Genomic DNA, 12,829 nt, shown 5'->3' on the forward strand with positions numbered 1-12,829 from the left:
GCCAATGAGTGAGATTGACAAAGAACAGCCGGCGGCGCTGGCACGCGAGTGGCGGCGCTTGCGCGGCGACTTCTGGGACATGGGCATGCTCAGCTGGATTCCCCTCGTGCTGTGCGGCATGTTGTGGCTGATTTTTTCGGCCGGCATCGCGCGCGACTTGCCCATCGTCATCATCGATAACGATAACTCCACCCTGTCACGCCAGCTGACGCGCTGGCTCGACGCCTCGCCCGGCATCGAGGTGGCGGCGAAAGTGGCGTCCAGCGATGAAGCCCTGCGCCGGCTGCGCGAGCGCACGGCGTTTGGCTATCTGCTGATCCCCAACGATTTCGAACAGAAACTGCTGGGTGGCCGGCAAGCCACCGTGCAATGGCTGTACAACGCACAGTTTTCTTCGCACGCGGGCGCCTTGCTGCGCGACGTGCGCACGGTCAGCACGACCTTGTCGGCCGGCATCGAGATGACGGCGCGCGTGAAAAAGGGCATGTCGGGCGTGCAGGCGGCGGCCCAGTTCGAACCGATCCGCACCACCCTGAATAGTTTATACAATGAAAACATCAGCTATGAAGCGTTTTTGACGTTGGCCCTGATGCCGGCCATGCTGCAGATATTCATCGTCGTTGCCGTCGTCACCTCCATCGGGCGTGAATTGCGCGACGGCACCGTGCCGCAATGGCTGGCTTCGGCCCATGGCAGCTGGCTGCGCGCCGTTGGCGCCAAGCTGCTGTTTCCCCTCATTGCTTACTGTGCGCTGGCGCTGCTGTATTTGCTGTTCTTCAGCCTGGCGCGAGGCTGGGCCGTCGCGGGCAGCTTGCCGGCCTTGCTGCTGAGCATGCTGTTGCTGGTGCTCGCCTACTGTGGCCTGGCCACCTTGCTGATCGCCGCCACCCTGTCCCTGCGTTTGGCCTTGTCGGGCGCCGCCTTCATCACGGCGCCGGCCTTCGCCTTTGCGGGCCAGGCATTTCCCTTGATGGCCATGCCGGCGCCGGCCCGCGCCTGGGCGGAAGCCTTGCCGCTCACGCATTATCTGCAACTGCAAACGAAATACTGGCTGGCTGGTGCACCGTGGCGCTATGGGGTACAGGAAATGCTGATATTGGCCGGTATCGCCATCGGCTGCGGCGCCGTGGGCGTATTCTTGCTGGCGCGCCGCGCAAATGCCCCGGCCGCCTGGGGGCGCACATGATGTGGCCGGCCTTTCTCGCCACCTGGCGCGCCATGCTGACGGACAAGGGCGCACTGACCTTGCTGTTCATCGGCGGCATCATCTATTCCTTCTTCTATCCGCTGCCGTATTCGACGGAAATCGTCCAGCGCGTGCCCGTGGCGGTCGTCGACCAGGACCGCAGCGCCATGTCGCGCCAGTTGACGCGCTTTGCCATGGCGCATCCGTCGCTGCAGGTGATCGCTGTCACGCCGGATTTACCCGTCGCGCAAGATTTATTGTGGCGCGACCAAGTCATGGGCGTATTGATCCTCCCCGACGGCTTGCAGACGGACGTGCTGGCCGGCCGCGCCGCCCACGCGCAGGTGGCGGGCAATGGCTTGTATTTGATGCTGAACAAGGTGGCCCTGAACGGCCTGGCCGAAGTGGTGGGCACCGTGTCGGCCGGTATAGAACTCAAGCGTTTGGCTGCGGGCACGCCGTCCACCATCCAGGCCAACCAGCAGCGCTCGCCCATCGCCTTCGATGCCGTACCCCTGTTTAACGTCAAGGAAGGCTATGGCGCCTATGTCGTGCCGGGCGTGGCCACCCTGATTGTGCAGCAGACCTTGCTGATCGGCATGACCATGCTGTTCGGTACATGGTACCAGCGCAAGAGTTTCCCCCTGGCGGGCAAGCGCACGGTCGGCGGCTATGCGGGCATGCTGCTGGCGTTTGCCTGCGTGGCGTTCCTCAACTGCTGCTATTTCTTTGGTTTCGTCTTCTGGTTCCAGGATTACCCCCGTGGCGGCAATTTTGGCGGCATGCTCTTGCTGCTGGTACTGTTCTCTCTGGCGGAAGCAGCCTTCGGCATGCTGCTGGGCATGCTGTTCCGCACGCGTGAACGGGGCACGCAGCTGATGATCGCCACTTCAATGCCGGTGCTGTTCCTGGCAGGCCTGACCTGGCCCGTGTCGTCCATGCCCGTCGTGCTGCAATGGCTGCGCTGGCTGCTGCCATCCACGGCCGGCATCCAGGGCTTCGTCGCGCTCAATCAAATGGGCGCTTCGCTGTATGAAATCCGTCATGAAGTGGCGGGCTTGCTGGGCTTGCTGGTGCTGTGCCTGGCGCTGGGATGGCGGCGCTGGCGCATGGCGTAGCGCTTCCATTGGCGCCTGTTCCGCTTATCCATCGCGTTTGATGGCTCTCAGGGCGCCGGCGCAAGACGCCCCTGCTTTCATGCCGTTTTTTGGAATGCTGCCATCAGCATCTTGCAGAAAACATCACGCGCCGGGTCAGGATGCTTTTCGCTTGCCCGCATCAGGCTGGCGACACGGGGGAGCGGGGCAATATGTTCCAGCGCCGCATGCCGCCGTACGGTATTGCCGAGATTACGTTCATTCATGATCCCCACCCCCAGCCCGCTGGCGATCGCAGTCAGCATGCCTGCCATCGAAGGGCACTCCAGGCTCACGCTCCAGGCCATGCCGACTCCGCCCAGCTTTTCCTCGGCAAGTCGGCGATAAAAGCACTGCGGACCATAGGTGATCAATTTGATGGGTTCGCCGGCCAGGCTCTGCTCTGCTGTGGCGTTACACCAGTGTAATTTTTCCTGCCATAACAGCCTGTCAGAGGGGGACGCCATGTCGGCAAAATCCTGGTGCAAGATGATATCCAGATCGCCGTCGGTAAAGTGCTGGCGCAGAAGGTGGCTCTGTTCAATGATGAGTTGCACGTCCACTTTTGGATGGTGATGCGAAAACAGTGAGAGGACCGCGCAGACTTCAGCCAGTGAAATCTGTTCCGTCACTCCTATGCGCAGCCGGCCTCTCATCGCAGATGGCGAAAAATAGGCTATGGCGTCATCGTGCGCATCAAGAATTTTTACCGCATGCTGCAGCAGCACGGCGCCCTTTTCAGTGGGGGCGAACAGCTTGCCGCTGCGCGCCAGCAACGGACACGCCAGTTGCTGCTCAAGCCGCTTGATTTTCCAGCTCACCGCAGACTGGCTGAGATTGAGCAAAGACGCGGCATGACTCATATTGCCAGTTTGCACTACCGTTCTGAATACACGGAGGGCATCGACAGAAAGGCGCATAGGCATTTTATGTATGACAAAAGTTGCAAGCAAGGTGAAAATAATGTCACTTGTGTCATTATCAGTCAAGCGATAGTCTGCAGTAATTGAAAATGAGGACACCTGATGACTATTTACGAGCCATTGCTGAACGGCCACATCCTGATCAACGGCTACCGCATTGCGACGGGCATCCATGGCGCTGGCACACCGTTGGTATTGGTGCATGGCACTCCAGCGCACAGTGGCATCTGGCGGGAACTGGTGCCGGTATTTGTCGGTGCCGGGTTCCAGGTGCATTTGTATGATCTGCTGGGTTTTGGCGCCTCCGAGCGTCCCGTTCGCGGCGATACCTCCGTGGCCGCGCAGGTGACGGTGCTGGCCGCGCTGCTCGACCACTGGCAATTGCCCAAGGCCCATCTGTTCGGCCACGATATCGGCGGGGCCATCTCGCTGCGGCTGGCCTTTGAACATGCCACGCGCTTGCTCAGCCTGACCATTGCGGATATTCCCAGCTATGACTCCTGGCCGTCGCCCACCTGGAAGCACATGCGCGATGATTACGCACAGTGTGCGCTGATGCCGGCAAGTGCACACCGCAGTGCGATGTTGCGCCAGCTCGGCATGGCCGTTTTTCACAAGGACAGGATGCAGGGCGAGACGCTGCAGCATTATCTGGAACCGCTGTGCGGCGTGGTGGGACAACCATCTTTTTACCAGCATCAGGTGGCTCACTATGACGCATCTTATACCAGGGACTTTGCCGAAAAATTACCGCAGCTCGACTTGCCGGTGCAGATTTTATGGGGCATGGAAGACGAGTGGCAGGCAGTGGCCTATGCACGGCGCCTGCAGCGCGATATTCGCGGTGCCACGCTGCACCTTTACGAAGAGGCCGGGCATTTCCTGATGGAGGATGTGCCATTGCCTGTCGCTGCCCAAGTGATTGATTTTGTTAATGATATTGGAAGGATATAAATCATGGTATTGATCGGAATGCTCGATTCTCCCTACGTCAGGCGTGTCGCTATTTGCCTGAAAGTGCTGGGCCTGCCATACGAACACCAGCCGCTCTCGGTTTTTTCTGACTTTGACATCTTTAGAAAAATCAATCCGGCCGTGAAGGCGCCGACCCTGATTACCGATGATGGGCAAGTGTTGATGGACTCCACCTTGATACTTGTTTATCTGGATGAACTTGCAGCAGGGGCGCCCCGCATCATGCCGGGGCCAAGCCCGGCACGCTTGCATGCGCTGTGCCAGACAGGTTTTGCGCTGGCGGCCTGTGAGAAAACGGTGCAGATCGTGTATGAACGACGCTTGCGTCCCCAGGAAAAACAGCACCAGGCGTGGCTGGACCGTGTCCAGGTGCAACTGCAAGGGGCTTGGCGGCAGTTGGAAGTGTCTGTGCGAGAAGAAACACCGGACTGTCTGAGTGTTGCCGGTATCAGCATTGCGGTGGCCTGGAGCTTCACCCAGCAGATGGTGCCGGATGCACTGGAGGCGGGCGATTATCCGGCAGTGGCCAGCTTGACGGCACTGGCAGAGCAGCAAGCGGCGTTTATTGCCACTCGGATGGCTTGCTGACCACGACATACTTTCCATCCGAACAAGTGCCTGTTGACGCATTGTGCAATAATTTCGTTTCTGTCACGCCGCCTATATCCAGCACCATGCCCCCCTTCAACCTGTTCCAGCGTGTGTCCCAAGCCCCCACCAAGCCCAAGGCGGCGCCTGCCGCGCGGCAGTTCGACGTGGCGGATTTGTACCAGGGACCTATCGCGCTGGGAGCAGACGGCGAGGTGAAAGCGCGGCCTTTCGATGAAAAGCTGCGCCAGGCCTATTTCTGGATTGTCAATCACGCCATCATCAGTCCCCATTACGATATCGAATACAACGATGGCCCGTCGCAGACGTATGCCGTGGGCGACAGCCGCCGCACCCTGAATTTGCCGTCGGCGCAAAGCTATTCCAGTTTCATCCTGCTACCGCTGCTGACGTTCGCCACGCGCCGCAAATGCCTGTTCGTCGGCGGGCCGGGGCGGGGCAAGACGGCCAGCGCCCTGTTAATGGGTGTGCTGGCCGGCTCCACCGTCAAGGAAGTCAAACGCGCCATGCAGCATGGCCACCCGCAGATGACGGTGGCCGATTTGCTCGGCAATCCGTTGCCGTTTGATCTGGTGAACGCGCAAAGCATGGACGATATCCGCATCGCCTGGCGCGCCTGGCTGGGCATGCGCGTGAAAATTGTCGATGAATACAACCGCATCCCCACGCGTACGCAAAGCGCGCTGCTCACCGTCATGGGCGACAATTACGCGGAAGTGCTGAACCACATTTACGAATGCCCGGAAGCGGCCTGGTACCTGACGGCCAACGACGACCAGGGTGGCGGCACCTACTAGGTGATCGAGGCGCTGCGCGACCGGGTCGACGTGACGGTGCAGGCGCTGGCCTTCAATCCGCGCTTCCTGAACGAGTTGCTGCTGCGCGTGGAAGAAAACATCCGGCCAGAAGAACTGGTGCCGCCCGAGATCATCTTCACGGAAGCAGAAGTGGACAAGATCGGCGTATCCATCCGCCAAGTGGGCATACCCGACGCCGTGCGGCGCCGCCTGGAATTCTTCGCCAGCCAGTTCGAGCTGTTCGAGACGGCCGGTGGCCAGTTCGAATACATGACCAAGGATACTGCCCGCCTGGCGGGTGCCGACCGTGGCGCCGCGCAGGCGGCCGACAATGGGCGCGACCGCCTGAAGGACCTCGGTTGCCAGACCTTGAACGGTATTTCCGTGCGTACCCTGATGGCGCTTTTGATCTATGCCAAAGCCATGGCCTACTTCCGCGGCAATGGCGAGGTGGAGCTGGAAGACTTGCGCCAGGTGCTGCCCTTCGTCCTGCACAACAAGCTGCAGCCGGACCCGGACGCGCCCTTTTTCGCGCTGCCGGAAAACGCCGCCTACCGCAGCGACAGGCTGGGCTGGCTGCGCCGGTTGTTCGACCTGTCGAACGATGAATTCAACCGCCTGGACCTGGACCGCGATGATCCTGTCGGGGTGTTGTCGGCCGAATTCGACCTGGGCCTCGATGGCGTCAGCGAGCGCGAGACCCTGGCGCGCCTGAACCGCATCGAAAAGCTGATCGGCGAACGCACCAAAGGGCGTAAGCTGTACGGCCCCCTGTACGATGACCTGCTCAAGCTCAAATACCTGCATCAGCGCTATACCAATTACCGCAGCTGGCTGCGTTCGCAATGAGCGTCCTGCATTGTCAAGGCTTCCTGGAAGCGCTGGCCATGCTCAATGGCGAGGCGAGCGACCTGTGCGCGAGCTACGAGTTGCAGCGCCTGCCCGATGCGCCCGATCTCGCCACGGCGCTGGGCTTGCGCGTGGAAGGATATGCCTTGAACGTCATCGAACCCGCACGCGACTTGCCGGCAGCCTTGTGGCACGTCAATGCGGCGCCGTGCGGGCGCGCGCACCTGGAGCAAGTGTGCCAGCGCTGGTTTTTCTCGTCGCGGCACATGCAGGCGGCGCCACCCGGGCGCTTCCGCGCGCAACTGGTGGCCGCCTTCCAGGAGTCGCTCGACGCGGTGCTGGACGGTTTTTCCCTGCACGCCGTGACGATGACGCCGCCCGCTGGTTTCTGGTACGCGATTCACTGGGACGAGATCGCGTTCGAACTGGGGGATGAACGCTATCTGCTGCACTTCTCGCACAGCGATTGAGGAGCGGCGATGATTTCTCCTGCCTTTGCCTCGATACTCGCCAGCGGCCGCGCCCAATTCAATGCGCGCGCAGCGGAAGCGCGTCGGCGCTTTCCCGCGCTCGACATGGCCGCCTTTGGCACCTTTTTGCACGATGGCGTCGATCCGCTGGTGGTGGCCGTGACCGCCGCTGCGCCCGAGCGCGCGGGCAGTGTCACCCTGGCCGCCTACGACATGGCGCTGGAGCTGGTGGGCCATGGCCTGGCCGGTCCGGCCGCAAAAAATCCCTTCCTCAATACCGTCTGGCGCGAACTGGCGCCATCGTTTGCGCCGCTGCTGGCCACGGCGCCCCTCGATGTGCTGGGTATGTTGAGCAACGCCGCCATCCACATAGCCTCCTTGGCGGGAGCGCGTCCCGCTCAGTGGCAAGCCGGGATGGCTGCCGTGGCGCCGCAAGTCGGCAGCGTCGCGCAGCTGCGCGCCGTGGGCCAGGTGCTGGCCTGGCGTGCCGGCCTCGCGCATTTCCGACTGGGCGCGCTGGCCGCCGCCGACACCTTGCCGCCTGCGCTGGCGCTGGCGGCTTTTGGCGAGCCGGGCGCGCAATGGCCGCAGGTGCATGCGCAGTTGCTGGCAAATCCCTGGCGCGGCAATGCCGATGGCAGGGAGTTCGGCAGCTTCAGCGGCCTCGGTGGCGATTTCGGCACGCCGCCGCAGGTACGCGCCACGGCGGACGGTTGCGGCTTTGCTGTGCGCAGCGCCGAACGCCATTATCTGCTGGTGGCCGACGCCTATGGCGCCGTGCTGCACAGCGCCACGGCGCAGGAGTTCGAGCAGGCGCCAAACGAGCTGCCGTCGTCCGTGCGCCTCGATGGGGCGACCGTGCATATCGGCGTGCGCAGCATCGTGCTCGATGTGCCGGCGGGCGACATCGCCCTTGCCTCCAATGCGCATACGCTGGCCATCACGTCGCCCTGGACGCATGCGATTCGCTTGCTGCCGCTTGCATGAAAAAGGATGCCGACACCGCCCTGATCGACGCTTGGCAGGCCGTCTGGCCCGAGGCCCTGGCCGTGTGGAGCAAATTTACGCGACTGCGCGACCCGAGCCTGTGCGCCAGCCACGTCGAGGCCAGCAAGCAGGGCCTGTCCGGCAGCTTCGCCATGATCCGTTTGCTGGACCAGAGCGTCGTGGTGGATTTGCCGCTGGTGACGGAGCTGGGCCTGGAAGACTATGCGCTGGAAATCCTCGCGCATGAAATCGGCCACCACATCCTCGCGCCGGGCAGCGCCAGCGACCAGTTCCGCCTGCTGGCGCGCATGCGCCGCGCCTTGCCGACCCTGGAGCAGCACGCGCCCATGGTGGCCAACCTGTACACGGACCTGTTCATCAACGACCGGCTGCAGCGCCAGGCGAATTTGCGCATGGCGGACATTTATCGCAAGCTGCAGCAGGGGCGCACGGCGCAAGCTGACGCTAAAAGCGGTGGCGTGTGGACCCTGTACATGCGCATCTATGAAAGCCTGTGGCAGCTGGAAAAGGGCGAGCTGGGTGGCGCCAATGTGGATGAGCGCCTGGACACGGATGCCTGGCTGGGCGCGCGCCTGATACGTGTGTATGCGAATGACTGGATGCTGGCGGCGGGGCGCTTCGCCACCTTGCTGCTGCCTTATCTGGTGGAAGACACGGATGCCCTGGGTGATAGTCTTGACCCCAGCCGCTATCTGCAGGACACGCGCGATGCCGCGCGTGGTTGCCAGACGTATGGCGCGCAGCAGATCGAGGATGACGAGGAGGGCGGCGCCATCCACCCCGTGCACGACAAGCGCATCTCCGGCCTCGATGGCGAGGAGCCGCAAGCCGAGGTGCCGGCCAGGCCGGCTGGCGGCCAACTGCGCGAACCGTTCGAGCTGGGCGACATTTTAAAGGCCTCGGGCGTGGACCTGAGCGACCATGAAATCGCCATCCGCTACTACCGCGAACGGGCCTTGCCGCATCTGGTCGCATTCCCCAGCCGCCCCGCGCCCGAATCGCAGGAGCCGCAGATGGAGGGACTGGAACCATGGGAGATCGGTGACCCGCTGGACGACATCGACTGGCTGCAGTCCGTGATGCAGTCGCCGCGCCCCGTGCCCGGCGTGACCACCGTGCGCCGCGTGTATGGCCGCGAACCGGCGCGCGCCATCGACGCCGTGCCTGTCGACCTGGATATGTACGTGGACAGTTCCGGCTCCATGCCGAACCCGCAGGCGCATACTTCGTTTCTGACCCTGGCTGGCGCCGTCATCGCCTTGTCCGCCCTGCGCGCGGGAGCGAAAGTGCAGGTAACGCTGTGGAGCGGCAAGCATGAGGTGATGCAGACACCAGGTTTCGTGCGCGATGAAGACATGATCCTGGGCGTGCTGACGGAATTTTTTGGCGGCGGCACCTGTTTCCCCATCCACCGCCTGCGCCAGACCTATGCGGCCAAGCGAGAACGGCCAGCGCACATCCTGATGATTTCCGACGATGGCATCAGCACCATGTTCGACAATGATGAAATCGGCAACAGCGGCTGGGATATTTCCGCCAAGGCGCTGGCCCAGGGCGGCGCGGGAGGCACCATGGCCCTGAACCTGGAGCGCGACTGGGACGGCGCGGCAGCCAACAAGTGGCTGCAGCAGACCTACGACGCGCTGAAACGCGCGCGCCGTGAACAGGGCTGGGATATCCACGCCGTCGAGCGCTACGAGGATTTGCTGGACTTTGCGCGGGCGTTCAGCCGGCGCCACTATATACAATCATGATATGCACACTCCCGGTCCCCACCTCGAAATCCTGACCCATCGCCTGGCCGATACACCCGTCGAATTCCTCGCCGAGCCCCGCGTCGCCGGCGTCGCCAATGCGCAGGCGGTGGCGGTTGCCGCGCTGGTTAACGACATCTTGCTGCTGCATGGCGCCCGCGCGCCGGCCGCGTCACTGCAGGGTTTTATCGGCGCGCAAGTGAAAGCGGACCGTAACCGGCTGGCGCTGGCCATGATCCTGTGCTGGCTGCTGGCCGACGAGTGGTTCACCGGGCAGCAGTTGCCGCAGTACGACTTGTTGCAGTTGCTGGGCGAGGCGGCGCGCGAACTTGCCGCCGCCACGCCTGCCCACCAGTTTACGCAAGACCCGGAGCGGCGCGAGGAACTGGCGCGCATCGTGCTGGCGCGCCTGGGTTTTAGGCCCAGCGATGAAAGCGTGGCGCAGGCCACGGACAGATTGTCTGCCATCAGCGGCACGGAGCGCCGGCGCCTGCTCGAAGCGAGCCGGCTGGCCGAACAGCGCGCACGCGAGATCCGTGAGGCGCTGGCGAAGAAGGCGGCCGAGGAATCGGCCGACAAGTGGTCGCGCGAATGACGCTCGCTGGCAAACCTGACGTCAATCTTCCGGACGGCGCCTGGGAATCGGACCGCGATTACTGTCCCACCCTGACGCAAACGGGCGCGCGCATGCTGGAAAAACTGCGCAGCCATCCCGCAGCCCCCCAGTACCGCAACCGCAGTGGCAACAAGCTGCTGGCTGACGAAGTCGATGCGCTGCGTGCCTATGAGCAGGAGGTCATGGATGCGTCGATCAGCTGGAGCGCCGCCGCGCCGCCGTCCTGGCTGCCCGATTTCCTCAAGGCGACTTACGCCACGGTGCCGTACTACCGCGCCTGCGGTTCGCCGCCTGCCCGCCTTGCCGACGTGGCGCCCATCAGCCGCGCCGAGCTGGCGCACGATATCGCCGCCTTCGTACCCGACGATGCGGACCTGGCGCGCATGATCAATTTCCAGACGACGGGCACCACAGGCCACCCGCTGCTGATCGCTTCGCACCCGCTGGTGGCGGGGCGCTACCTGGCCTTCCACAAGCGCGCGCTGCGCCGCTTTGGCGTGACCCTGCTCCATGGCGCGGGCCAGGTGGGCGTCATGCTGCTGGGGCATCAGCGCCGCTGCTTCACTTATGTCTCCGTCACGCCCACGATGTATGAATCGGGCCTGGCGAAGATCAATCTGCACGTGGACGACTGGCGCGACCCGGACGACCGCGCGCGCTATCTTGATGCCATGGCGCCCGAATTGATCGCCGGCGACCCCATTTCGTTTGCCGAGCTGCTGACCTTGCCCATGGTGCATAAGCCAGCCGCGCTGATGTCCGTCTCGATGATGCTGTTGCCCGGCATGCGCGCACGCCTGGAAGCGCGTTTCGGCTGTCCCGTGCTCGACATCTATTCGCTCAATGAAGTGGGGCCGGTCGCCGTCTACGATGAACCGGCAGGTGGCCACGTACTGCTGCAGCACCGGCTGTACGTGGAAATCCTCGACGCCGGCGGCCAGCCCGTGCCGGATGGCGCACGCGGCGAAATCACCGTGACGGGCGGCTTCAATTTCTGCCTGCCCCTGGTGCGCTACCGCACCGGTGATTACGCCTCGCTGGCGCATGGGCCGGATGGGCCTGTGCTGGTGGGCCTGGCCGGCCGCAGTCCCTTGCGCTACAGGACGATCAACGGCGAATGGATCAACAATATCGATATCACGCATGCCTTGAAGCCGCTGGCCATCGCCTTGTTCGGCGTGCACCAGCAGGGCGACGGTAGCGTCGTGCTGCGCCTGGCGCCGGGCGCCATGCGGCATGCGGACCAGGCGTGCGCCTTGCTGGCGCCTTTTTTCGGCGACATCACGGTCGAGACCTTGCTGGCGGAAGACAAGATCATTCAATACACCTCGGATTTGCAGGAAGCGGCAGCATGAAGCTTTATAAGCGCGGCCTGGTGGTCGGTAAATTTTGCCCGCTGCACAAGGGCCACGAACTGTTGCTCTATCGTGCGCAGGAGGCTTGCGAAGAACTGCTCGTGGTCAGCTACACCAAGCCTGAATTTCCCGGCCTGGAACCGGTGCGCCGGGAAGCTTGGCTACGCGCGCAATTTCCGCAAGCGCAAATCGTGGTGCTGGACGATGCCCGCCTGGCCGCCCTGTGCGCAGCGCGCGGCGTGCCGGCGCGGACCTTGCCGCACAACGACGACGACGGCGAACTGCATCGCCATTTCATGGGCTGGCTGTGCTGGACGGTGCTGGCGCTGCCCGTCGACGCCGTGTTCAGCAGCGAAGACTATGGCCCCGGCTTTGCGCGGGCGCTGGAACGCCATTATGCAAGCGGGCCGGTGGCGCACGTCAGCGTGGACCAGGCGAGAGCGCTGGTGCCGGTGTCCGGAACCTTGGTGCGGCAAGACCCGCAGGCGCACAGCGCCTTCCTGTCGCCCCTGGTGCGTGCCCATTTCGTCACGCGCGTGTGCGTGCTCGGTGGCGAATCGAGCGGCAAGACGACCCTGGCGGCCGCGCTGGCAGCGCATTTCGATACCGGCTGGGTGGCCGAGTATGGCCGCGAGCTGTGGGAAAGCCAGGATGGCATATTACATTACGACGATCTGCTCAAGATCGGCCGCGAGCAGCTGCGCCGCGAAGCGCAAGCCGCCATGGCCGTGCAGCGCTGGCTTTTTTGCGATACCTCGCCCCTGACCACCTATTTCTACTGCGTCGAGATGTTCGGCAAGGCCGAGCAAGCATTGGCGCAGCTGGCCGAGCATCGCTACGACCTGGTGCTGCTGTGCGCGCCCGACTTCCCCTTCATCCAGGATGGTACGCGCCGCGACGGGGATTTCCGCGCGCGCCAGCATGCGTGGTACCAGGCCGAATTGGCGCGGCGGGGGATCGCTTTTATCCATGTATCCGGCACGGTGGCCGGGAGGGTCCGGCAGGTGGCGCAAGTGCTGGCGGCAGCGCGATGAATGTCGGATTAGCGGCGTATGCCGCGTCATCCGACAGTCTTATTGGCGCATTTGGTGATGTCGGATGACGCTCCGCTAATCCGACCTACGCCGCGAAGGCGGAGCTTACGGCTGCCA

13 protein-coding genes are annotated in these 12,829 nt (G+C 63.3%); 12 read left to right on the forward strand and 1 reads right to left on the reverse strand.

The genetic code is table 11. From position 1 onward, the window contains the following. Positions 1–4 precede the first annotated feature (4 nt). Both ACP7DE_RS26465 and ACP7DE_RS26470 read left to right on the forward strand, forming a co-directional pair. Positions 5–1,186, forward strand: coding sequence for an ABC transporter permease (locus tag ACP7DE_RS26465; RefSeq protein WP_426074891.1), 1,182 nt, complete (start codon positions 5–7; stop codon positions 1,184–1,186). Further along, complete coding sequence (locus ACP7DE_RS26470; protein ID WP_426074892.1) at positions 1,183–2,304, forward strand: ABC transporter permease; 1,122 nt, start codon at positions 1,183–1,185, stop codon at positions 2,302–2,304. Before ACP7DE_RS26465 ends, ACP7DE_RS26470 begins: the two co-directional genes overlap by 4 nt. A 77-nt stretch (positions 2,305–2,381) precedes the next feature. Here the strand turns inward: ACP7DE_RS26470 and ACP7DE_RS26475 are convergent, their stop codons facing one another. After that, positions 2,382–3,311, reverse strand: coding sequence for a LysR family transcriptional regulator (locus tag ACP7DE_RS26475; RefSeq protein WP_426074893.1), 930 nt, complete (start codon positions 3,309–3,311; stop codon positions 2,382–2,384). Positions 3,312–3,347: 36 nt separating this feature from the next. Here ACP7DE_RS26475 and ACP7DE_RS26480 point away from each other — a divergent pair, with 36 nt between their 5' ends. From ACP7DE_RS26480 to ACP7DE_RS26525, 10 genes are all read left to right on the forward strand, one after another. Continuing rightward, a complete protein-coding gene (locus ACP7DE_RS26480; protein ID WP_426074894.1) occupies positions 3,348–4,199 on the forward strand; it encodes an alpha/beta fold hydrolase in 852 nt (283 codons plus the stop codon). Between the two features lie 3 nt (positions 4,200–4,202). Further along, the gene (locus ACP7DE_RS26485; RefSeq protein ID WP_426074895.1) at positions 4,203–4,808 is read left to right on the forward strand and encodes a glutathione S-transferase; all 606 of its coding nucleotides are present in this window, start codon (positions 4,203–4,205) and stop codon (positions 4,806–4,808) included. An 86-nt stretch (positions 4,809–4,894) separates the two neighbouring features. After that, a complete protein-coding gene (locus ACP7DE_RS26490) occupies positions 4,895–5,626 on the forward strand; it encodes a hypothetical protein (protein ID WP_426074896.1) in 732 nt (243 codons plus the stop codon). Further along, entirely contained in the window at positions 5,627–6,475 is an 849-nt protein-coding gene (locus ACP7DE_RS26495; RefSeq protein WP_426074897.1) for a hypothetical protein, read from the forward strand. It begins immediately after the preceding gene. Then, on the forward strand, positions 6,472–6,945 hold the full coding sequence (locus ACP7DE_RS26500; protein WP_426074898.1) for a hypothetical protein: 474 nt from the start codon (positions 6,472–6,474) through the stop codon (positions 6,943–6,945). Before ACP7DE_RS26495 ends, ACP7DE_RS26500 begins: the two co-directional genes overlap by 4 nt. Positions 6,946–6,954: 9 nt before the next feature. Further along, positions 6,955–7,932 carry a hypothetical protein gene (locus tag ACP7DE_RS26505; protein ID WP_426074899.1) on the forward strand — a complete coding sequence of 326 codons (978 nt, stop codon included), beginning with the start codon at positions 6,955–6,957 and terminating at the stop codon, positions 7,930–7,932. After that, a complete protein-coding gene (locus ACP7DE_RS26510; RefSeq protein ID WP_426074900.1) occupies positions 7,929–9,707 on the forward strand; it encodes a vWA domain-containing protein in 1,779 nt (592 codons plus the stop codon). Before ACP7DE_RS26505 ends, ACP7DE_RS26510 begins: the two co-directional genes overlap by 4 nt. 1 nt (position 9,708) lies before the next feature. Next, entirely contained in the window at positions 9,709–10,302 is a 594-nt protein-coding gene (locus tag ACP7DE_RS26515; protein ID WP_426074901.1) for a hypothetical protein, read from the forward strand. Further along, a complete protein-coding gene (locus ACP7DE_RS26520) occupies positions 10,299–11,678 on the forward strand; it encodes an AMP-binding protein (protein ID WP_426074902.1) in 1,380 nt (459 codons plus the stop codon). The genes ACP7DE_RS26515 and ACP7DE_RS26520 overlap by 4 nt, the downstream gene beginning before the upstream one ends. Further along, complete coding sequence (locus ACP7DE_RS26525) at positions 11,675–12,712, forward strand: AAA family ATPase (protein WP_426074903.1); 1,038 nt, start codon at positions 11,675–11,677, stop codon at positions 12,710–12,712. Before ACP7DE_RS26520 ends, ACP7DE_RS26525 begins: the two co-directional genes overlap by 4 nt. Positions 12,713–12,829: the final 117 nt, after the last annotated feature.

The sequence above is a fragment of the Janthinobacterium sp. DSP2-3-3 genome (genome assembly GCF_049897325.1).
Classification (GTDB): Bacteria; Pseudomonadota; Gammaproteobacteria; order Burkholderiales; family Burkholderiaceae_D; genus Janthinobacterium.